This is a genomic window from Bacteroides mucinivorans, from assembly GCF_034654355.2.
In the GTDB taxonomy this organism is placed as follows: domain Bacteria; phylum Bacteroidota; class Bacteroidia; order Bacteroidales; family Bacteroidaceae; genus Bacteroides; species Bacteroides nordii.
Map to the genome: position 1 here is coordinate 484,732 of NZ_CP178179.1, position 23,310 is coordinate 508,041.

The following is a 23,310-nucleotide window of genomic DNA, read 5'->3' on the forward strand; positions in this document are numbered from 1 at the left end:
CGGGTTACTTATGCGATACTATAAAAAACTTTTTTGGGTATGTCTTTTTCTGCTTTCCCTGCTTTCTGTTCCGGGAGCCGGAAAGGAAGGGTATCTATTCAGAAATGTTTCTCCCGAAGGCGGTTTCTATTATGATGGTGTGCGGCAGATATTGCAGGACCGATATGGTTTCATCTGGATACTGATGGATAATGGGCTTTATCGTTTTGACGGATACGAGTATAAGCATTATTATTCGGACTTTCTGAAGATAGATTCCTCGGTGGGCTGGCAGTTCAATGCTATCGGGCTGGATGGAGAAGGACGTTTACTCATTGCAACGAATAAGGGGTTGTACGGTTACGTTAAAGTATCCGATTCATTTGATAATTTATTGGATACGTTTGTCCGTTTTCTGGCACTCGATAACCGGGATAGGGTATGGGTTGGTTTAAACGATGAATTTGCCCTGCTCGATGAAGAACATCACACAACTGTACGGGCCTTGTATGAAGGACAGGGAATTGGAGGAACGACTGCTTATGCCAGAGACGAAAACAGTTTTTTTGTGGCTGCCGATGGTAAAGTCTTTCGCTATGATGCTGATACGAATAAATTCTCACTCTTTTTTAGCTTTGCGGCTGGAAGTTACATTCAGAGCCTTTGTAAGTACCAGAACAAACTGTGGGTACTGATTGAGAATGAAGGGCTCTTTAAAGTTGATATTCCTACAGCAACGATAGATGAAACGTTCGATTTCTTTCACGTTGAGAATGGGGGGAATGTATTGACGAAGATGCTCTGTATGGACAAATATGGTGAGCTGTGGATTGCTACTCAAAGGGGATTGTATATATTGAATCCTGATACCCGGAGATATACCCGCTACTTGCATTCGGCATTAAACCCATTCAGCCTGCCCAACAATTCCGTTTGTTCTATTTCCGAAGACAGGCAACGGAATATCTGGATTGGAACTTATTCGGGTTATATTTGCCATACGAATCTGAATGAATCAGAATGGGTGAAAACTTATACGCCACGGGAAGAGTCTCTCAATCATAATCTGGTAAGTGGTTTTGCTGAAGAGGGTGATCGCTTGTGGATTGCCACTGAAGGGGCGGGCCTAAATTGTCTGAACAAACGTACCGGGGCTTTTACTTATTACAGCCAGAGTACTACCGGAAACGGCTTGTCTTCGGATAATGTGAAGTCGCTTGTGATGGATTCGCATCATAATCTTTGGATAGCCACTTTCCGTGGAGGACTGGATTGTTTCAATTCTGTCACAAATAGATTCCGGCATTTTCATTATGATCGTACGGATGTAAATACACTTCGTTCGAATAACCTTAGAAAGATTGTTGCAGAAGCGGATTCCGGCCTTTGGGTAGCTTACCAACTGGACAAATTAGTCGTTTCATTTTATTCATATGCCAATGAACGCTTCACGCATTGCCATTTTACGGATAAGAGTGATAGCGATACATTCATTTTCGATATGTGTCGAGGTAGTGGTCATCGGCTTTGGATTATTTCGCATAGTAAACTGTATGCACTGAATACAAAAGATTACACCGTTGTTCCTGTTGCACTTGATGGTATTGCCCATCTTAATGCTCAATCCATTTGTGTAGATGGGAGTGATAATCTTTGGATCGGGACTATTGGGTACGGATTGATACGTTACAATCCTCGCTCCGGACAGACAGAGCGCTTTAATGAAATCCTTACATTGGGCGCTTTCTCTATTTTCAGTATCTGTACCGATGATGAGAATAATCTTTGGATGGGGACAGATAACGGTCTGTTCCGTTTTAATACTGCAGAGCTACACTTTGCCCGTTTCGATCAGAAAGACGGGATGCAGGGAAATGTTTATTATCCTCTCTCTTCTTTCCGGAGTAAGACGGGAGAATTATGTTTTGGCGGGACTAATGGTTTCAGTCTTGTCAATCCGAAAGAAACGAATCATAATGATATAAAACCGCAGGCCATTATCTCCGGATTCTATCTTGATAATGCTTTGGCTACCCCTCCTGCTCGCAATGATCGTTTGGATAAGTATTCAGGACTACCTGAGGAGATTGTACTGGAGTATGACCAGGCGAACTTTGGTTTTGCTTTTTCATCGGACAATTATTATATTCCGCGTAAGAACCGCTATCGCTATCGTTTGGTGGGTTACGATGATAAATGGATAGAAGTGGATGCAGATGCCCGTAAAGCATCTTATTCCAAAGTTCCTGCCGGAAATTATGTTTTTGAGGTATTGGCTTCCAATAATGACGGGGTGTGGAGTGAATCGCCTACACGTGTGCATGTTCTTCGCCTGCCTGCTCCCTGGCTGAGTGTATGGGCTTATCTGCTATATGTTATACTGTTAGCAGTGGTTACATTCTTTATTCTACGTTATTATACCGAACGTAAGAATCTGAAACTACAACTCTATCTGGAGAATATGGATAAAGAAAAGAAAGAGGAGATTCATCAGTCGCAGTTGCGCTTCTTTACTAATATCTCCCATGATTTCCGAACTCCGTTGTCTCTTATTATCGGAGCTGTGGATCGTCTGCGTGAAGAGGGGTTACCGGAATATTACTATGGCATACTTAGCAGCAATGCCAAGCGTTTGTTGAATCTGGTAAATGAATTAATGGATTTTCGGACAATTGAAAACGGGAAATTACCGCTGCAGGTGGAACCGACGGATGTAAACGATCAGGTACGGCGTATTACTGCTGACTTCCGTAACCATGCGCAGCAACACAATATTCAGTTTGATATCCGTTTAGATGCAGATTTACCAAAAGAACTTTGTATTGATCGGAGTATATTCGAAAAGATATTGATGAACTTGCTTCATAACGCTTTTAAATATACAAAGGATGGAGGGCGTATTTCTGTTGAGACTTATGCGCGTGCAGAGGCTTTCGTACCGGCACGTTCCCATTCATTTACGGTGAATGGAGAAGGAGGGGCTAAAAACTGTTTTGCTATTGCCGTGCGTGATACGGGTATTGGTATTTCACAGGAGTCCATCAGTAGTGTCTTCGAACGGTTTTATAAGGTGAATACGGTTAACTTTGACAAGCACCTGGGTACAGGCATTGGCCTGGCATTGGTACGTAGCCTCGTATTATTGCATCGAGGTACAGTGAGTATTCACAGTGAACCGGAACAAGGTACTGACATGGTGGTTTGCCTGCCATTGGACGGAGGGGTTTACACGGTGGATGAACGGCTTAATGTAACGGAAACAGTTATATCGGATGAAATTACTGTTTCTGAAGAGCCTAAGGTAACATTTGAAAACGAGCTATTGTTGGAAGAGCCGGAGGTTCCTGTAACGGAGGAGAGGAAACGGTTGTTACTGGTGGAAGATAATGATGACTTACGGCGTATGATTGCCGATTTTCTCTCTGTGAAATTTGAGACCATAGAGGTGGAGAATGGAAAACTGGCTTCCGATTATCTGGCAACACACAGTGTAGACCTTATTATTTCGGATATCATGATGCCTGAGAAAGATGGTATTACCCTCTGTCAGGAAGTGAAAACGGATGTGGCTACATCACATATCCCGTTTGTCTTGCTGACGGCAAAGACCAGTCTTGAGAGTAAACTCGAGGGAGCTTCAGCGGAAGCAGATCTCTATTTTGAAAAACCGGTAGATTTCAATTTGCTGTTACTCTCCATTCAGAATATCTTTAAGCGTCAGGAACAGCTTAAAGAGTATTATGCACGCAACTATTTTGCTGATGCTTCGGAGTTATCCACCAATCAGGAGGATAGTCGTTTTATGAAAGAGTTTGTCGATATTCTGGAACGTAATCTGGAGCAGGCAGATATGGATGTGAATTCCATTGCTGCCGAGTTGTCAATGAGTCGTAGCAAGCTATACGCCAAGATTAAAAGTATAAGTGGCAAGTCTATTGTAGAATTTATTCTGGGATATAAGCTTCGCAAGGCAGCACGATTGCTGGTAAAGGAGAATTTGACAATCCGGGAGGCCATGGATCAGATTGGTATCGAAAGCCAGTCATACTTTACCCGTGCATTTAAGAAAGAATTTGGTGATACACCGACGGCGTTTGTGGCAAAGTATCGGAAATAAAGAGGAGTAAAATTGAAATAATTCCTTTTGTAAGTGCAATAAAGCAAAACGAACAAAAGGTATAACGAATAAGGCAATCCGAATAAATGGGTTGGTTCTACTTTTGCGTCAGATAACGAAAGCAAAAAAGTATGAACTACAAAATTATCGGATTCTTGTTATTCCTCTCTGTAGGCCTGTCTGCAGAGGTGCTGTCTGAAAATAAAAACAATCTAAAAAGGGGGTATGTGGACCTTCCTTTTGACCATAGTGATGTATTGTGTACTTTACAAAACGTTGCCGACTGGCAATTGGAACATTTCACTTACTCCCGGACAGGAACTCCCGGACATTTGCATGATGCTGGCATCGATGCCTGGACAAATGCTACGTTTTATCTGGGGCTTTCTCAGTTGGTGCGTCTGTCAGATACCAGTCGATATAATGATTGGCTTTGCCGGATTATAGCTGATACACATGGACGGCTACCGGCCAATTTTGCAGGTCACTCTCAGTATTCTCTTTATCATGCCGATGAACTTTGTATGGCTCGTTTCTATCTTGATCAATATGAGCTATCGCGGGCTTCTCATTTAATGGCTTCTGTCAGTGAACGTATTGATTGGATTCTGGCTCATCCCGCTGACACGATGATGGATTATCGTAATAAACAGACATGGACGTGGAGTGATGCTCTTTTTATGGCACCGCCTGTGTATGCCCGCTTGGCTCAAATTACCGGTAATACTGAGTATCTCTGGCAGATGGATCGTAATTTCCGGCGAACATATGCCCATCTCTATGATACTGACGAACATTTATTTTATCGGGATGATAGTTATCTGGGACGTACAGAAGCTAATGGACGAAAAATATTCTGGGGGCGTGGTAATGGTTGGGTAGCTGCCGGATTGGTTGGTCTGCTGGAGGAATTACCTTCCGATTCTCCTTATCGCTCTTTTTATGAGCAGCTTTTTAATCAACTTGTTGCCCGGCTTATCAGTCTGCAAGGGGCGGATGGCAGCTGGCACGCCAGTTTACTCGATCCCGATAGTTATCCTGCACCCGAAACCAGTGCAACTGCCTTGATAACTTATGCGTTGGCTTATGGTTTGCGTACCGGATTATTTTCCGGAACAGATTATGCTCTTGCACTGACTCGTGCCTGGCATTCTCTTTGCGCAGCTATTGATGCTGACGGGAAGTTGGGGTGGACGCAGCCTATTGGTGCCGATCCAAAGAAGGTGACACGTGAAATGACTGCTACTTATGGAGTAGGTGCATTTCTTCTTGCCGGAAGTGAACTCTATCGTTTACTGATAACTCAATCATCGAGACAGATTCACTCTTTCAATGACGGATGGAGTTTCTGTAAGGGGCCTTCTATGGCAGAATCAGTACTGGTTGGTACTCCATTTGTTACGGAATGGGAACCCGTTAAAATACCTCACACATGGAATAATGTCGATATGCAGACCCAACGGAATGATTACTATGCGGGGCCGGCCTGTTATCAGAAAACGTTTGTTCCGGATCATAGTTTACGTGGAAAGCGTCTTTTCCTTCGTTTCGAGGGGGTAGGGGCGGTGGCTCGTGTCTACGTCAATCAGGGACTTGCTATTGAGCATCGGGGAGCTTATTCTGCTTTTGCGGTAGAGATTACCTCTTTACTTGATTTCGGACGGGAGAATACGATTACTGTTTTTGCTGATAACACTCCCCGGCCTGATATTATTCCGGTCAATAATAATCTGTTCGGGGTTTATGGTGGTATCTATCGTCCTGTGCAGTTGATTGTGACGGATCGTGTAAATATTGCCGTTACTGATTATGCCTCTCCGGGTGTTTATATAGATCAGCACAAGGTAACTTCCCATGTTGCAGAGATTACGGTCCGCACAAAATTAGAGAATCGCTACAAAGAACCCCGTTCCGTGGTGATGGATTATTTGTTGTTTGAGGCAGACGGTACTCTGAAAGAAAAGAAATCACATGAAATCACTCTTTCCCCTCAAGGGAGACAGACCGATATACAGCCATTTACCATTCGTCGGCCCCATCTCTGGCAAGGATTAGATGATCCGTACCTGTATCGTATGGTTGTCCGGGTTAAGTCCGGTGGGCATATTGTTGATGAAATAACTCAACCTCTTGGTTTGCGTCATTTCGAACTACGGGCAGGAGGCGGCATGTATCTCAATGGTCGGCGTATTCCAATGTATGGGGTTTGCCGGCATCAGGACTGGTGGCAATCGGGAAGTGCCCTCACTCCTCAGCAACATGATACAGACCTCTCTATTATCCGTGAATTGGGAGCTACCACTATTCGCCTGGCACACTATCAGCAATCGGAATATGTTTATTCGCGTTGTGATAGCATTGGTTTTCTGGTTTGGGCAGAAATACCTTTTGTGAACCGTGTCAGTACGCACGAGGCGGAGAATGCAAAAGAGCAATTACGCGAACTGATCCGGCAGAATTACAATCATCCCTCCATTTATGTCTGGGGAGTACACAACGAAGTCTACGGTTATGGTGAAGATGATGGACTTTATACAGACAGCACTCGTTTCTCTCCGGTGGTTGCTTTGACTTCCGATTTGCATGATTTGGCAAAGACAGAAGATCCTGTCCGTCTGACAGTCTCCGTAAACGGTCATGCTGCTCCCGGACACGGAGTCAATATGAATACCGATATTCAAGGAATCAATCGTTACTTCGGCTGGTATGAACGCCGTATTCAGGATCTGGAACCTTGGTTAGAGTCGATGGAACGGGATTATCCCGGTTATCGTATCATGCTCACCGAGTATGGTGCTGAGGCTAATCCGAAACACCAGGAAGAATTGGCCGGTGATGTCGGTGATTGTTGTGGTTTTGACCGTCGCTATACGGAAGCTTTCGCTACCCGTTTTCATGAAATTCAGTGGGGAATTATCTCACGCCATCCTTACTTATTGGCCTCTTATGTGTGGAATACGTTTGATTTTGCTACGCCTGCTTCTTCACAGGGTGGAGTTGAAGCCCGGAATATGAAGGGACTGGTGACTTTTGACCGGCAATGCCGGAAAGACCCTTTTTATTGGTACAAAGCCAATTGGAGTAAAGATCCCGTACTTTATATCACTCAGCGACGCGTAGTGGAACGGAGGCAAAAACATACACCTGTGACGGTTTATTCCAATGTGGGTATTCCCCGCTTATTTGTCAACGAACAGGAAGTAACGGGAGTTATCAAGGGTACTACCTCTGTTCATTACATCTTTCCGGATGTTGAACTAAAGGAGGGTGATAATCAACTGAATGTTCGGGCAGGTGAAGGAGAGAAAGCGATAGAAGATACTATCTACTGGCATTATTCAGGTATCCTTTCGCCGGATGCTCCTGTGCATCCCCAGGAGAAAGAAGGAGAACACGTCGGACTATAATGTTACTATTACCTGTCAGCAAGTGTATATTTTGATAGGAGAAGTAACAGGTAGACCTTTGTATTAGAAACTTAAATAGATTATAGTTATGAAAAGAAACTTTGTTTTGTTTATGCTGATAGGTTTTTGCCTGTTAGGTTGTCAGGAAATTCCCCGACAACAGTTGCCCATTTCTGCTTCTGTGCCGGAGCGTCCGGCCGGGCAGACAGATGTATTAAATCTGGCGTGTGAACCGGTTCCTGAAGTTCGCGTTGCTTTTATCGGTTTAGGAATGCGTGGGCCGGGAGCAGTCCGCCGGATGACTTACATTCCCGGTGTGAAGATTGTGGCTCTTTGTGATGTAGAAGAAAGTCGTACCAAAGCTGCGAATGAGATTCTTACGGAACGTGGTCTGCCCAAGGCACGGGAGTTTTACGGAGATACTGCTGTTTGGCGTAAAGTCACTGCATTGCCGGATGTCGATTTAGTATATGTGGCCACTGACTGGCGAACTCATGCTATGATGGGGGTACAAGCCATGAAAGATGGCAAGCATGTTGCGATTGAAGTACCTGCGGCTATGTCAATGGATGAAATCTGGGCTTTGGTTAATACTTCCGAACAGACCCGGAAGCATTGTATGCAACTGGAAAACTGTGTCTATGACTTCTTTGAACTGACAACATTGAATATGGTACAACATGGATTACTGGGTGAGGTACTTCATGGTGAAGGTGCTTATATACATGGGCTTCAACCTTACTGGAATCAGTACTGGAATAACTGGCGTATGGATTTTAACCGGCAACACCGGGGAGATGTATATCCTACTCATGGTTTAGGACCTGTCTGTCTGGCTATGAATATTCATCGTGGTGATAAGATGAACTACCTGGTTTCTGTAGATACCAAAGCGGTGGGTAATCCTGCTTTTATCAAAGAATCTACCGGTGAAGAAGTGAAAGATTTCCGGAATGGTGAACATACTTGTACAATGATTCGTACTGAGAAGGGACACTCTATTCTGATAGAGCATAATGTTACTTCTCCCCGACCTTACAATCGTATGTTCCAACTGACCGGAACAAAAGGGTTTGCTAATAAATATCCTGTCGAGGGTTATCTCATTGCCCACGATAAGAATACCGGAGACGGTAGCGACTATGAAAATCTGGAAGAACATGTTTGTATGTCGGAAGAGGAAAAAACGGCTTTAATGGAAGAGTATAAACATCCTATTATAAAAGATATTGAGGCACTTGCTAAAGAAGTTGGTGGGCATGGCGGTATGGATTTTATCATGGATTACCGCTTGATTTACTGTCTGCAAAGAGGGCTTCCTCTTGATATGGATGTTTACGATCTGGCAGAATGGTGCTCTCTGATTCCTTTGACAGAAATCTCGCTGGATAATAATTCTGCTCCGGTTGAAGTACCGGATTTTACTCGCGGGGCCTGGAATAAGTTGAGCGGTGTGCGGTTTGCGCAATAAGAAACAGTTGATAAAATTTATATATCCCCCATATAGAATGCCCTCTTCTCCTGATCGAGACAGAGGGCATCTTTTTTACTTATTATGTTAGTCTGAAATACCTGTTGTATTTGGGTAAAGTGTCGGTTGCATTTATAGACAATGCCATTGGCATTCAGAATCGGAAACTCAGACCACCCAGGAAATTAATGCCTTCAGTGGGATAGAGCAGATAACGCTGGAATTTCTTGTTTAACAGGTTATCCGCCTTTGCATAGACAGAGACTCCTTTAAACAAGTGGTAAGTGGCTCCTATACTAAGATCGCTGACGGCAGGGAAGAATGTTTTGCTAAATCCGTAATATCTTTCAGCCCGCCAGATGTATTGATAACCTACATTTAACCACAGAGCCGGAATGGGATGTACTTCTACTTTAAAATCAAGTTCCGTCTCCGGTTTCATCCATAGAGCGGGATTGTAATTTGGGGAGGATACATTATCTGTATAGGCATCGCTGGCTTGCCAATGGCGGTAGATACCTTTACCTGAGAGTGTAAACAAGTCCTTATAGGCATAACTGGCACTGAGCCCGGCATAAATATTATTCGTTGAAGTTTGTCTCAGGTCAATGAAATCGCCGGCTGTTCCGCCTATCCAGCTATTTTCTATCTGATACAGATCATCTTTGAGATTCTGATATCCGGCAAAGAGGTTAAACCATAAACCTGTTACGGGGCTTGCTTTGAACCCTAAAGTGGCATTGAGCTGCTCATAGGTATCTCTCACCTCGTTAGAAGGGTCGCTGTATGGGTTATAAGTCTCCAATCGGCGCAGGTCATTGAGTTGTCTGCCACCTGTAGCATTGGCGTAGACCACATAACTGTCTGAGAATACATATTGTATGGTTACATCCGGAGAGACACGAAATGATTTGCCATTGCCGAAAGAGAAATCAACATTGGCTCCCAGATGCAGTCGCCAATCATCGTTGTTGAGTTCGTAGTACGGGTTTAAGTCTACGACGGTACGGCTTTTAAAAATGCTCTTTATCTCCTCATTATAAAAGTCTCTTTTATTATTGTAGATGAGGTTGTTCATTTTGAAAGCAATACTTATTTGTTGCTCATCGCTGATGTTTCCACTGACAATGGCTTTGGTACGTATTTGCATCTCATTTACACCACCGAAGAATTGGTTGTGTTGCCGGTCATAAAGCATCAGGTTGGTTTCTGCATTAAACTGTAACGGCATTGTTTCGTCTGTAGATTTCACTCCGAAATGCAGATCGCCCGAAGTGAACTTCTGTTTTTTGAAAGAAAAGCCATAAGGCTCGTAATTGAAATTACTTAGTCCGAAGTGCCCCGCCACATTCAGGTCTATCTTGCCAAATTGATGCAGATAATCTATGGCAGCACGCGTACGGTAGTAATGTGCATCCCATTTCCGGGCATCACCGTAGGGCATGTCCAACGTACCGTTCATGCCGTCCATACTGAAGTTTACATTCAGCTTATCCCGACTGGAAAGGTGAAAAAGATAATTACCTAATAAGTCCAGGTTACCATAGTTACCATATCCGGCGCGTACATATCCTGGTTTACTTGTCGGTTGTACCTCTTTTCCGGTATAAGCCTGCATTGTTCCCGCAGGGATATTGGAGGCAGGAGTAGAACTTATAGCATATTCAACCTCTTTCTTGTTTACTACAGGCTCTTCTACTTTGGGCAAAACATTTACTTTAGAGGCATCCAGAATAATAGGATTGTATTCCTGCTCAACCACAACAGTACGGTTCATGGTCGTATCTTTGGATTGGGTTTGCACCTGAGCCAGTGAAGGGAGTGCGACGAGCGCCATTCCCAGGAAGATATAATGATTACGTTTCATACTTCGTTACTTATTAAGTTTTTCAAGTCTGCTTTCAATCATGCCTTCAATGTCATCGTTGGCGTGATAGTTCTGTTGCAAGCTCAACAGATATTGCCGTGCATCCAGCTTTTTGTCCATAGCCATGTATACATCCGACAGGAGGACGAAGCTACGCGCCAACCAATAAGCGTGGGGGGTACTCCGTTCGATGTAGTCGAGTAACTCTTTCTCGGCTGCGGCATACTCTCCGGCAGTGTAATATTGTTGAGCCACCAGATACTTCGCTTCTGCTCCGTAAAGGTTACGGGTATCTTTGGCAAGTGTCTGAAGATCGGCCAATGCTTTCTTGTCAGCTTTTTGGTTCATATAAGATTTAGCACGATAATAAAGTGCTTCATTCGCCAATTCGGGAGTCAATTTGGCTTCTGCCAGCAAGGCTGTTGCGGCATGAATAGTTTCTGCATCGTCTTTGATGAGATGTGCACAACGTAACATTCCTGTCTCTGCCAACAGACGGCGGTCCGCTGTGGTTGCTTTCTCTTTCAGCATTTTGTAGGATGCTAATGCATCTGCAAACTGTTGCAGGTTGAACTGAACTTCCGCACGCATTATTAATGCTTCTTCAGAGAATGGATTATCCGGATATTCCAGTAATTTGCCTGAGTGAAGCAGAATCATATCATAGTTCTTTTGCTCTTTTCCGATGAGGCAAAGGTAATAATGAGCATTCAGGCTAAAGGAACCTTCGGGGAAAGTTTGCAGGTATTTGTTGAAACTGCTTTTCGCTTCTTCTATACGTCCGCGTCCATAAATTTTCTCAGCAGCGATGTAAGTTAAAGAATCCTGTTCGCTGGCGTCAAAACGTATATTGCCCGGCATGGAAGCTGCCAGTGCGGCAAACTCATCAATGCGGTTCATATCAACGTAAAGAGACTTTAGATCGAGCATTGCCAAACGAGCTTCGTCACTTCCCGGATATTTGTTGATTACCAGTTTGTAAGCATCGATTGCCTGATCGTAGTTTCCGTCCTGATAATACAGCAGACCGATTTCGGCAGCAGCTTTACGGCTGATAGGACTTTCGGGGTATCTGCTCAACAATTCTTTAAAAGAGGCAATGGCCTGGTTGTTGTTATTCATCAGTACGTATGAACGTCCTTTTTCATAAAGGGCATTTATAACATAAGGTGATGTGGGGTATTTGCCTGCCAGACGGTTCAGCAGAGTGATTTTGCCGGAATAATCTTTTTGCAATCCTGATACTAAGGCAAGTTGGTAGAATGAATAGTCTCCGGAAGAGGCATTCATACTTTCGGCTTGTGCATAATAATGTTTGGCTTCGTCGAAATTACGTTCGTTGAGGAAGCAGTCACCGATACGATTGTAAGCATCGGCCAGTGCTGTTCTGTTTTCACCCTTTTCCAGTTGTATGTATTTGAGGAACCAGTTGCGTGCCTGTGTATAATCTTTCTGGTGGAAAGCGGTATATCCCAAATTATAGTTTGCCAGTGCATACATTTCGTTATTAGTCTGTTCCGTCAGTTGCAGGTATTCTCTGAAATTACGGGCAGCCTCCGCCATGCGGTTCAGGCGGTAGTAAGATTCTCCACGCCAGTAGAGGGCATCGGCCTTGGTCTGGCGGTTGTATTGGCCAATGGCAACAGACTGGTTAAAGTAGCCGATTGCCTGCTCAAAAGAAGCATTGGCAAATGCTTGTGTACCGAGTTGGAACAGTATTTTTTGTTTCGCTTCCATGATGCGGGTACCGGGATGGGCAATGCGTTCAATGGATTTCAGTGCCGCTTCGTAGCTGCGGGTGTTCAAATATACCTCAACAAGATAATTGCTTACCATTTCGGTATATTGGGAATTGGGGAATTCGTTCAGGAATTTCTCGAAAACGGTTACCGACTCTCCGAATGCAGAGTAGGACGTTTCGTGAATGCACAAGGCATAGTTATAGGCAGCCTGTTCTTTTATTTTCATATCGGCATTGGAGGCGGCAGCCTGTTCAAAAGCCATACGGGCTTTGTTCTTTTCGGCCAGTTGCAGGTAGGAAAGTCCCATATGCAGATACGCATTTTGTGTCAATGCGTCGTTGGTACCTGTTACTTCTCCCAACGTCTCGGCAGCTTTTGAATATACTCCTGTCTGGAAATAAGAGAGTCCTAACATGTAGAGGGCATCCCGGCGGGGCGAAGCATCTCTTTCAAGATAACTCTCAAATGCGTTGATTGCTTCGTGGTATTTGCGGAAATGATAAGATGCATCTCCCAGGATACGGTACATTTCGGCAGCATGTTCATTCTGCGGATATGCCGATAAGTAGTTTTGTGCTACAATCTCAGCTTTATCATAGTTTTTTCTGATTGCATAAATCTCTGCAATGTAATAGGGCACCAATGCTTTATATTTGGGATTGTCCTGCAGAGGGAGGAAACCTTTCAATGCTTCGTCATAGCGCTTCTGTGTGTAGCGTATATAAGAGATATAGTAAGCGCAGTCATTGTCGTATTTCTTACTGCTGGCTTTCAGGGTTTCAAACCAGATGGCAGCTTCTTTTACATTCCCCGTTTTCAGATAACAGGTAGCCAGCAAATAGGTCATGTCATCCCGCTCTTCATTACCCAGCAAATCCAGTTGGGCGGAGTTGAACAGTGCCAGTGCTTCGTCATATTTTTCTTCATAAAAATAGCCGGCAGCAAGTAAAGCGTAAATACGGTTGGCATAAGGAGTGTCGGGATATTTTTCCAGATAATTGCGCAACAGGGTGATACTGTTCTTATCTTTCAGTTCATATGCTGAACATACCAGCATATATTCTGCTTCTTCACGCAATGAGGCATTAGGTTCCTGTCTGATAAAAGCTTTTAATGGCGGAGTAGCTGCTGCATAATTTTTTTGCAGAAACAGGTTTCTTCCTTCCTTATATAGATTGACAGGCGAGGTGATTTTTTCGCTTGTTTGTGCCGACGTGATGATAGGCGTACAGCATATCAGGGCACATATAAATCGTGAAATTCTTCTTTTCATAATTTAGTGTTTTGGCAAAAGTACTTGTTTTTGGGGACTTTACAGCAAACAGCTCTTTAGTTTTACAGGTTTTAACGTCCATCGAAGGAAAAATGTTCTGATAATAGGATGAACTTCTGCCTGATATGTAGATTTGATCTTTGTGTGATAGCGGGAAAAATTGCTATATGAATCAGTTAAATTGCTATTTCCTGCCTGGATGGAATACCGTAATTTTGCATCATAGAAAACAATGAAAATTAAACCCTAAAGAATATGAAAGTAATTGATTTGACAAAAGAGAGTTTTAATGAGAGAATATCTGATTTCCGGCAATATCCTGATGGCTGGGAGTTCAAAGGAGATAAGCCTTGTATCGTTGATTTCCATGCTCCTTGGTGTATTTATTGCAAGAGGTTATCGCCGGTTCTTGATGAATTGGCTGTTGAATATGCCGGTAAGATTGACTTCTATAAGATAGATGTTGATAACGAGCCTCTTTTAGAGTCTGCTTTTTCCATCCGTACTATCCCGAATTTATTATTTTGCCCGATGGAAGGGAAACCCTGGATGAAGCTGGGGACAGTTGGAAAACCCCAGCTAAAGAAAATGCTTGATGACCTGTTGGCAGGTGTTACAGAGTAGATAGGAAAATTCCAAGACCTTTGCGGATAGAGCTGAGTCCGAAGTCTTCGGGACGGATCTCTGCAACAGGAATAAAGAAGGCATCAGCAGCATCGTCCATTGCGGCAATGTGACTGGTGTCTTCTACTTTACAGAGGAAAAACATATCCAGTGTATGTACCGGGAATCCTGAATATACATAAATATTGGGAAGAGTAAACCGATAGGTTGCCTCTTTCACTTTTAATCCGGTTTCTTCTAACACCTCACGTGCTACACCTTCTTCTGCTGTTTCGTTCATATCAATGAATCCTCCCGGCAGGTCGAGCGTACCTTTTGCCGGGTCTTTGGCGCGGCGGCATACCAGCAATTCATTCTCCTTATTCAGAATCAGGGCAACTGTTGCCGCTGATGGATTAAAGTAGTATACGAACCCGCAATTGGTGCATTGTTTAGATTTCTCATTGTGTATGTTGAAATGCTCCGAACCGCACTTCGGACAGTATTTGAACTGAGACAGAGGATGTTCCATGTTTCTTCTTCTTTATAGTTTCCTGCAAAAGTACAAAAAAGACAGATAGTATAATGGATTTTGTCTATCAGAGTATAGAATTATTCGATTGGACTTTTTTTGTATCTCCGGTAGGTATCCCCCTATCTTTGCATCAGAAACAAAAACAAGTTTAATCAATAAATAATAAGTTTAGTATGGAATCAATTCTTAATTCTCAGCTTCCTGAATTCAGTGTTCAGGCTTTTCATAACGGTAGTTTCAAAACAGTGACCAATAATGACGTTAAAGGTAAATGGGCGATTTTCTTCTTTTATCCTGCCGACTTTACTTTTGTATGTCCTACAGAACTCGTAGACGTAGCCGAAAAATACGACCAGCTTCAGTCAATGGGTGTAGAGGTATATTCTGTAAGTTGTGACTCACATTTCGTTCATAAAGCATGGCATGATGCTTCAGACAGTATCCGTAAAATCAAGTATCCGATGTTGGCAGATCCGACAGGTGCTTTGGCCCGTGCTTTCGGCGTATATATTGAATCAGAAGGTATGGCTTATCGTGGTACTTTCCTGGTAAATCCGGAAGGTTTGATTAAAGTAGCCGAATTGCATGACAATAACATCGGTCGTGATGCAAGTGAACTACTTCGCAAGGTAGAGGCTGCTCAGTTTGTAGCTACTCACGACGGAGAGGTTTGTCCGGCAAAATGGAAGAAAGGAGAAGCTACGCTGAAACCAAGTATCGACCTGGTAGGAAAAATCTAAATTGGAATTTAGAAGTTAGGAGTCAGGAGTTAGAATCTGTTCAGGTGTTTTCTGATTCATGTATTCCAGCTCCTGACTCTCATATTCTATAATTCCGACTCCTGACTTCTGACTTCCAATTCTATATTCTAACTCCTATTATTCTATCTCCTAATTATGTTAGACCCTACATTAAAAGAACAACTGAAAAGTATATTTGCCGGATTAGAGGTTGATTTTACTTTTGATATATACGTATCGTCCGGACACGAAAGCCGTGGCGAGTTACTCGATCTGCTGGCTGATGTAGCCGATTGCTCTCCCCATATCTCTTGTCGGGTGAATGAGGGAGAAAGGTTGGAGTTTACTCTGTTGAAGAATGGAAATGAGACCGGTATTACCTTCCGGGGTATTCCTAACGGGCATGAGTTTACTTCTCTGCTACTTGCCATTCTTAATCTTGACGGTAAGGGAAAGAATTTTCCCGATGAACAGGTTTGTAACCGTGTGAAAGCCTTGAAAGGCCCGATACACCTTACTACTTACGTTTCGCTTACTTGTACCAACTGTCCCGATGTGGTGCAGGCTCTCAATGCTATGACTACGCTGAACAATTCTATCTCACATGAGATGGTGGACGGTGGTCTTTATCAGGACGAAGTAGAAGCTCTTAAGATTCAGGGGGTACCTTCTGTATTTGCCGATGGAAAACTACTGCATGTAGGGCGTGGTGATTTTGGTGAGTTACTTACCAAACTGGAGGTTCAATATGGTATCAATGAAAGCGAAATAGACACTACCGTAAAGAACTACGATGTTATTGTTGCCGGTGGAGGTCCTGCCGGAGTTTCTGCTGCTATCTATTCGGCACGTAAAGGATTGCGGGTGGCAATTATCGCCGAACGTATTGGCGGACAAGTAAAGGAGACGGTAGGAATTGAAAACCTGATATCTGTTTCACATACGACTGGAAGTGAACTGGCAGATAATTTGAAAACGCATCTGTTACAATATCCGGTAGATTTATTGGAACATCGTCGCATTGAAACTGTAGAAGTCAACGGAAAAGAGAAACTTGTGACGACTTCTGTTGGTGAGAAATTTGTAGCTCCTGCCTTGATTATTGCTACTGGTGCTAGTTGGCGGAAGCTGAATGTGCCCGGTGAAACAGACTATATCGGAAGAGGCGTAGCTTTCTGCCCTCATTGTGACGGTCCGTTTTATAAAGGTAAGCACGTAGCTGTTGTCGGTGGTGGAAATTCAGGAATAGAAGCGGCTATTGATTTGGCCGGTATCTGTTCGACGGTTACAGTCTTTGAATTTATGGACGAGCTCAAAGCCGATCTTGTTCTGCAGGAGAAAGCAAAAAGCTTGCCTAATGTGGAAATATTTGTTAGTTCACAGACGACGGAGGTAATAGGTAATGGTGATAAATTAACTTCTCTCCGTATCAAAGACCGTAAAACAGACGAAGAGCGTATAATGGAACTGGATGGTGTTTTTGTTCAGATTGGTCTGGCTGCCAACAGTGCTGCTTTCCGTGGAGTTGTGGAGATGAACCGTCCCGGTGAGATTGGTATTGATTCACACTGCCGTACAAACGTTCCGGGCATCTATGCTGCCGGAGATGTATCGACTGTACCTTATAAACAAATTATTATCGCCATGGGTGAAGGTGCCAAGGCTGCTTTGTCTGCTTTCGAAGACAGGGTAAGAGGAATCATTTGAGACATTCTTTTTTCTTGTGTTACCTCATTTTAAACAATACCTATTGATAGGGTATTCCGATGTGAATATCCCTATTGATAGGTATTTTTTTGCCTTCTTTACTGAAGTATCTTTGCAGCTCAACATCAGGCGTAAAGATAAGAACGAATATGAGACAACAATATGCTGTAACAAGAGCATCTTTTCTAATACTATTTTTGATATCCTCCCTTTGTATATTTTCGCAGAATACTCCAGTCAAACGTATTGATTTTAATGGAACCCTCATTGATGCGGAAACAGGAGCTCCCATTGAATTTGCTACTATACAGATACCGGATCATGCGCTTTGGGCAATTAGCGATATGGATGGTAAATTTAAAATTCCGGGAATGAAGCCGGGAGTTTATACGTGTGAGATATCCGTGTTGGGTTATCAAAAGACAATTAAGAAAATAGAGATAAAGCCGGAGATGAAGCTAACTGTTATTAAACTCTCTCCCATGACTCTGGCTTTAAATGAAGTAGTCGTTACCGCTCAGGAGCAGCGGATGGGATCGGCTTCCAGAATAGATCAGAGTGCCATTCAGCATATCCAACCCAAGAGTGTGGAAGATATGTTGCAACTCCTTCCTGGCAATCTGACTAAGAATCCGGATCTGAATAACGTGGGGCAGGCTTATATTCGTGAAGTATCTTCCAATGATAATAATGCTTTGGGTACATCGGTGATGGTGGATGGTGCTCCACTTTCGAATGATGCAAATATGCAGGTGCTTTCCACCAGTAAGTCCGGTACGAGTCTGAATGCTCAGTCGGTGAGTGGAAAAGGACTTGACCTGCGTACCATTTCTCCGGATAACATTGAATCTATGGAAGTAATCCGGGGCATTCCCTCTGTAGAGTATGGAAATCTTACGTCAGGTGCGGTCATTATCAAAACTCGTTCGGGGGTTACTCCGCTCGAAGTAAAACTGAAAGCAGATCCTTTCTCTAAAATGGCCTATGCCGGAAAAGGTTTCCTTATCAGTGAGAAAATGGGAGCAATGAATATTTCCGCCGATTACTCACAGTCGTATGCAGATATACGTAAACGCTATAACGGATTTGACCGGATTACGGCCAATCTGGGATATTCCAATACTTTTATGAAAAGTTCCCGGCCTCTGACTTTCAACATGAGGCTGGCCTATTATCAGAACATAAATAGTGAAAAATCAGATCCTCAACTGAAGCAGGATGAGAAGATAAAAAATGAAAATATGGGAGTGCGCTTCAACCTTGAAGGTAACTGGCGCCTGAATACTTCCTGGATTTCTTCTTTAGGATATAGTTTCATGGTAAATTATAGCCATCAGCAGGATTATCGTCGTGAACAGATCATCTTGCAATCGGGTATTACTCCGGTGGCTAATTCGTATGTGAGTGGCGAATACCAAACCTATTTCCTTAACTCATCTTATTATTCCGACTATACGGTGGACGGTAAACCTTTGGATGTGTTCGGACAGTTGAAAGCCAATAAACTTTTCCAGTTCTCATCCGATTGTTTTATGACCCTGAAAGCAGGCATCGAATGGAAATATAATGTGAACCGGGGTGATGGGATGATGTTTGATCCTAAGCTTCCTCCGGTGGTAAACGATATTCAGTCTATTCGTCCCCGGTCGTTCAAATCAGTTCCGGCTATCAATACACTTTCTTTCTTCATAGAAGACAAAGCCCAGTTACCCATTCGGAAAACAACATTGACCTTACAGGGAGGTGTACGCCTCAGTAATCTGTTTATAGATAAGAGTGCCGGAAGAAAGGATATGTTTATGGTAGAACCTCGTATTAATATGGAATATAATATCCTGAACGGTGACAATAATAAAGTGTTTGATGACTTGAGTATTGTAGGTGGGTTTGGTATTGCTGCCAAAGCACCTACTCTTCTCTACCTGTATCCTGATAAGGCTTATTTTGACGAATCAAGTTTCAATCTAATGTTTGCCGATGATATGAGCAAGTCCACTTCTATTATGACTACCAAAGTCATAGATAATACCTCTAACCCTGATCTGAAACCAGCTTATAGCCAGAAGATGGAAATAGGTTTGGCAGGACGTATCAGAAAGGTAACTGGAAATGTTACTTTCTTCTATGAAAAACATACCAATGAGTATTCTTTCAAAGGAGTACCTGTGACGATGCCTTTTCGGCGTTATTCGGTTCCGGGATATGTGGATAATGTGAATTATACCAATGGTATGCTTTATTATGAAAAAGACGGAATAAGAAACCCGGCTACAATTGTAAATGATACTACCTTGTATTCTTACAATATGCCAGTGAACAATACCCGTACCATCAAGCGGGGAGTAGAGTATAGCATCAACTTCGGACAGATTCCTCTTCTGAAAACATCTGTAGTGGTAGACGGTGCGTGGCTCTATGTAAAGCGTCATTCTACATTGCCTACCTATTCGAAGATAGGATCCTCGTATGAGGGAAAACTTTATCCTTATATGGCTGTGATGCCCGAAGGAGGTGGTTCTATAGAACAACGTTTCAATACGAACGTCCGCTTTATCACGCATATTCCTAAATTGAAAATGATTTTCTCCACTACGGCACAGATTGTATGGAAAGAGAGCTATCAGCGTATTTACGAAGATGAAAGTGGAAATAATCTGTTCTACAAGGCTGTTGATCCGTTGAGTGGTAACAATGAAGAGAAATACTTTGTCAACCCTATAGGCTTCATCGACAAGCAGGGAAACTTCAATGAGTGGAAAGCCGAATATCAGGATATATACAAATATCGCCTGATGATGACTCAGTATGGACACAGTAATTACTTTGGGGTAGAGAATTACCCGACTACTATATTACTGAATTTTCGTTTGACAAAAGAATTGGGAAAGATGCTGGAACTCTCGTTTACAGCAAATAATTTCCTCAAAATATCAAAGAGCTATAAGTACCGGACCGTTGCAGGTTACAAAGACCTGACTATTCCGATCTACTTTGGAGCAGAAGTAAAAATCAAAATCTAAGATGTAATAACTAAAAAAGAAAACTAAAGATGAAAAAGTTGTTTTGTTTATTGCCTTTGTTGGCAATGTTGTTTTTGGTATCGTGTTCAGATGATGAGAATGATAACATCGCAAAGAAATACACAGTGGATGTAACTGTGACTCTTCCCACGGATATCAGTATGGCGGATGTAACAGAATTGGTAATAACAGCCGTTAATACTCAAACATCTGAAGAATCGGTAGCTAATCCGGTAGATGGTAAAGCTTCGTTTACCTTGAATGCCGGTGAATATGATTTCCGCGCATCAGGTAGTGCTAAAGATTACAATCTGAACGGGTTGGTAAGCAAAGTTTCTGTTTATAGCGATCAATCTGTAAGTTTACCTTTGGCAATTGCCTCTGGTAGTGGATTGATTTTTAAAGAAGTCTATTTTACAGGAGTGAAAGACTGGTATTTCAAAGATGCCTTCTATGAAATCTATAATAATTCGGATGAAGTGCAGTATCTTGATGGAGTTATCTTAGGTATTGTAGACAACGGTCTTCCGGTAAATGTATATGTTCCTTCTCCTTCTATCTGGGTAGATGAAAACGGAGAATTATTAGATCGTTATCCGATGGCAAGCTTTACCGTTGCTTTCCCGGGAACAGGTAAGGAACATCCTCTTCAACCCGGTGAAAGTGTGGTGGTTGCAACGAATCCTATCAAACACAATGAACGTCAATTGACAGGTGATGATGTAGCTTCTCCGGTAGATTTGAGCACAGCTGACTGGGATATTTATTGTGGTCCGTTCTCAAGTACCGACACCGATATTAATGGAATTCCTAATATGGATTGCCTCTATCTGAATGCTTCCTTTGGTATGGATTTCATGCCTTCTGTAGATGGGCAGGCACTGATTCTTGCTAAACTCCCGGAAGGAATGACGAATGTAACATTTGTAGCTGATCCGGAGAATATGATGGTGGCTCCCGGTAAGAGTGATAAGGCACAGCTGATGATTCCACGTGAATATGTAATTGATGGTATCGATATTGTACCAGCTGTAACAAGCGAACGATACAAACACCTGAAATCTACAGAGGATGTGGGTATGGCATGGGTAGACGGTTCTTCTGACGGTTCTCTGAAGAATGGCGGATACTCCGGTAAGAGCCTCCGTCGTAAAGTAATTGCTATTAATAACGGTCGGGTGGTGTATAAAGACACAAACAACTCCAGCGAAGATTTCATCCTGGGTGGACAAACTCCTACTCCGGGAACACATCCGACAGGAGTAGATAAATAAAGAAAAAACGAGTCATGTTTGTAAAGCTGAAATTCTCTTTAATAATAGGTTTGTTTCTTTCCTGCCTTTGCCATGCGCAAGGCGGGAAAGATTCGCTACGCTTGTATCAGGATGTGCTCTATCTGGGTAATATACAATACGGCAGTAATAATCCGACGATAATTTCCGATTCACCTCTGCGTAGTGTGACGGATATCAACATTAACTTCCTTCGTTCTTCGGGTGACTTCCGGTTGGTAGATCAGTCCTCGCGTGAACACTGGTGGAGCGGAAGCTTGTTTGGTATACAGCGGATTGGCAAAATAACTTTTGAAGGAGATGTCAGCTATGAGAATGGTAAACAGACGGACCGGAAATGGAACAGTACGCTGTTTATAGCTGATGATAACCCGTTTATTGTAGCCGACTCACTTACGGGTGATTACAATGTGGAGAAGTTCAGACTTAATGGAGGTTTCTCTTATGAGATTAATGCACATTGGAGAGCCGGGCTGAGAGCGATATATGAGGTTGGAAGCAGTGCGGATCAGACAGATCCTCGCCCCGATATCAAAGGAATGCGCTTTTTGCTCAATCCGGGTGTGGATTATCAATGGGGTAACTTCAGAATTGGTGCTTCTGCCGGTGTACGCTGGCTGGGTGAATCGGTGAATTATACTTTGGTAAAAACTTACGAGACCTATCAATTATTTTTGTTCCGGGGTATGGGAAATTATGAAAGTCAGCAGGCGATTGGCTTCCAACGGAGATACACCGGAACTGCTTATCAGGGTAATTTGCAGTTGGGTTGGAATAATGCGGCTCATCTGGCTGATTTTCTTGAGTTAGGTTACGAGAAATCTACAGAAGAAGCAATAGATGGTAGCAGCAGTAATAAATATAAAGGAGGAAAGTATGCACGTACAAGATTCTCTTTAACGAACCGTTTTCGGATTTCCGGAGAAAGAACAATGCATAATGTCACTCTTGAGGCTTCGCATAATAAAGTAGAAGGAACGTGGTATATCCAGACACAGTCCAGTGATGCAGATGGCAATACCGTATGGGAAGTAAAAGATGCTTCCGTATGCCATATCGAGAAACGGACGGATGCTTCACTTTCCTACCGTATGGACCGGATGCGGCAAATGCTACCACATTTCACCTGGGAGGTGAAGGCCGGAGTCCGTCAGTCTGATATAAAAAATTATCCGGAGGTTTATTTGCAGAAATATACGGCTGCTTATGCTGTACTGAATGCCTGTAAGAACCTTCCTATTAAGAAAAGTCTGCTTAGCATCTATCTTAACGGGATGTATAATCACAGGCTTTCTTCCAGCTTTTCAGCTGATGGACTGAAGCTGAAAACTGTTTATAGCCTTCCTGCTTTTGAAACCTCTGCAGCTGCCTACTGTCAAGGGAATATAGGTGCAAAGGCACAGGTTCCTCTTGCTATTTCCGGTTTTCACTCGTGGCTGGGAGTATATGCGGAGTATACATTGAAACATTACACGGGAGATTATGTACCTCTGGACGGTACAAACCGTAATCAATTAAATGTGGGTGTGAATTTGACTTTTTAATGAATTAAAGTAA

At 43.0% G+C, this 23,310-nt stretch carries 12 protein-coding genes and 1 pseudogene; 10 read left to right on the top strand and 3 right to left on the bottom strand.

From position 1 onward, the window contains the following. Positions 1-10: 10 nt before the first annotated feature. The 4 genes and pseudogenes from VCM39_RS01555 to VCM39_RS01570 all read left to right on the top strand — a co-directional run bounded on the left by VCM39_RS01555 (position 11) and on the right by VCM39_RS01570 (position 8,974). Positions 11-4,096 carry a two-component regulator propeller domain-containing protein gene (locus tag VCM39_RS01555; RefSeq protein ID WP_322932453.1) on the top strand — a complete coding sequence of 1,362 codons (4,086 nt, stop codon included), beginning with the start codon at positions 11-13 and terminating at the stop codon, positions 4,094-4,096. A 131-nt stretch (positions 4,097-4,227) separates the two neighbouring features. Beyond that, a pseudogene (locus tag VCM39_RS01560) lies at positions 4,228-5,334 on the top strand (glycoside hydrolase family 88/105 protein); the annotation flags it as partial. Then, the gene (locus VCM39_RS01565; protein WP_413544848.1) at positions 5,332-7,503 is read left to right on the top strand and encodes a glycoside hydrolase family 2 protein; all 2,172 of its coding nucleotides are present in this window, start codon (positions 5,332-5,334) and stop codon (positions 7,501-7,503) included. The pseudogene VCM39_RS01560 and the gene VCM39_RS01565, both read left to right, overlap by 3 nt. 88 nt (positions 7,504-7,591) lie before the next feature. Then, positions 7,592-8,974, top strand: coding sequence for a Gfo/Idh/MocA family oxidoreductase (locus tag VCM39_RS01570; protein ID WP_322932455.1), 1,383 nt, complete (start codon positions 7,592-7,594; stop codon positions 8,972-8,974). Positions 8,975-9,128: 154 nt separating this feature from the next. Here the strand turns inward: VCM39_RS01570 and VCM39_RS01575 are convergent, their stop codons facing one another. Both VCM39_RS01575 and VCM39_RS01580 read right to left on the bottom strand, forming a co-directional pair. Continuing rightward, complete coding sequence (locus VCM39_RS01575) at positions 9,129-10,841, bottom strand: TonB-dependent receptor (RefSeq protein ID WP_322932456.1); 1,713 nt, start codon at positions 10,839-10,841, stop codon at positions 9,129-9,131. Between the two features lie 6 nt (positions 10,842-10,847). Continuing rightward, entirely contained in the window at positions 10,848-13,856 is a 3,009-nt protein-coding gene (locus VCM39_RS01580; protein WP_322932457.1) for a tetratricopeptide repeat protein, read from the bottom strand. 255 nt (positions 13,857-14,111) lie between these two features. Between VCM39_RS01580 and VCM39_RS01585 the strand changes: the two genes are divergently transcribed. After that, entirely contained in the window at positions 14,112-14,480 is a 369-nt protein-coding gene (locus VCM39_RS01585; RefSeq protein WP_196039921.1) for a thioredoxin family protein, read from the top strand. Here the strand turns inward: VCM39_RS01585 and VCM39_RS01590 are convergent. Then, complete coding sequence (locus VCM39_RS01590) at positions 14,470-14,991, bottom strand: NUDIX domain-containing protein (RefSeq protein ID WP_322932458.1); 522 nt, start codon at positions 14,989-14,991, stop codon at positions 14,470-14,472. The genes VCM39_RS01585 and VCM39_RS01590 overlap by 11 nt on opposite strands. A 176-nt stretch (positions 14,992-15,167) precedes the next feature. Here VCM39_RS01590 and ahpC point away from each other — a divergent pair, with 176 nt between their 5' ends. The 5 genes from ahpC to VCM39_RS01615 all read left to right on the top strand — a co-directional run bounded on the left by ahpC (position 15,168) and on the right by VCM39_RS01615 (position 23,297). Further along, positions 15,168-15,734: an alkyl hydroperoxide reductase subunit C gene (gene ahpC, locus VCM39_RS01595; protein WP_025867048.1), complete on the top strand. Its 567-nt coding sequence runs from the start codon at positions 15,168-15,170 to the stop codon at positions 15,732-15,734. A 156-nt stretch (positions 15,735-15,890) separates the two neighbouring features. Then, on the top strand, positions 15,891-17,441 hold the full coding sequence (gene ahpF, locus VCM39_RS01600) for an alkyl hydroperoxide reductase subunit F (protein WP_322932459.1): 1,551 nt from the start codon (positions 15,891-15,893) through the stop codon (positions 17,439-17,441). A gap of 149 nt (positions 17,442-17,590) precedes the next feature. Continuing rightward, a complete protein-coding gene (locus VCM39_RS01605) occupies positions 17,591-20,461 on the top strand; it encodes a TonB-dependent receptor (protein ID WP_322932460.1) in 2,871 nt (956 codons plus the stop codon). 29 nt (positions 20,462-20,490) lie between these two features. Continuing rightward, entirely contained in the window at positions 20,491-21,735 is a 1,245-nt protein-coding gene (locus tag VCM39_RS01610; RefSeq protein WP_221649141.1) for a DUF4876 domain-containing protein, read from the top strand. A 14-nt stretch (positions 21,736-21,749) separates the two neighbouring features. Beyond that, entirely contained in the window at positions 21,750-23,297 is a 1,548-nt protein-coding gene (locus VCM39_RS01615) for a DUF6850 family outer membrane beta-barrel protein (RefSeq protein ID WP_322932461.1), read from the top strand. The last annotated feature ends 13 nt before the right edge of the window (positions 23,298-23,310 follow it).

Coding starts and splice junctions, on each gene's coding strand:
- VCM39_RS01555 (WP_322932453.1), top strand. CDS start 11: ATGCGATACTATAAAAAACTTTTTTGGGTATGTCTTTTTCTGCTTTCC.
- VCM39_RS01565 (WP_413544848.1), top strand. CDS start 5,332: ATGACTGCTACTTATGGAGTAGGTGCATTTCTTCTTGCCGGAAGTGAA.
- VCM39_RS01570 (WP_322932455.1), top strand. CDS start 7,592: ATGAAAAGAAACTTTGTTTTGTTTATGCTGATAGGTTTTTGCCTGTTA.
- VCM39_RS01575 (WP_322932456.1), bottom strand. CDS start 10,841: ATGAAACGTAATCATTATATCTTCCTGGGAATGGCGCTCGTCGCACTC.
- VCM39_RS01580 (WP_322932457.1), bottom strand. CDS start 13,856: ATGAAAAGAAGAATTTCACGATTTATATGTGCCCTGATATGCTGTACG.
- VCM39_RS01585 (WP_196039921.1), top strand. CDS start 14,112: ATGAAAGTAATTGATTTGACAAAAGAGAGTTTTAATGAGAGAATATCT.
- VCM39_RS01590 (WP_322932458.1), bottom strand. CDS start 14,991: ATGGAACATCCTCTGTCTCAGTTCAAATACTGTCCGAAGTGCGGTTCG.
- ahpC (WP_025867048.1), top strand. CDS start 15,168: ATGGAATCAATTCTTAATTCTCAGCTTCCTGAATTCAGTGTTCAGGCT.
- ahpF (WP_322932459.1), top strand. CDS start 15,891: ATGTTAGACCCTACATTAAAAGAACAACTGAAAAGTATATTTGCCGGA.
- VCM39_RS01605 (WP_322932460.1), top strand. CDS start 17,591: ATGAGACAACAATATGCTGTAACAAGAGCATCTTTTCTAATACTATTT.
- VCM39_RS01610 (WP_221649141.1), top strand. CDS start 20,491: ATGAAAAAGTTGTTTTGTTTATTGCCTTTGTTGGCAATGTTGTTTTTG.
- VCM39_RS01615 (WP_322932461.1), top strand. CDS start 21,750: ATGTTTGTAAAGCTGAAATTCTCTTTAATAATAGGTTTGTTTCTTTCC.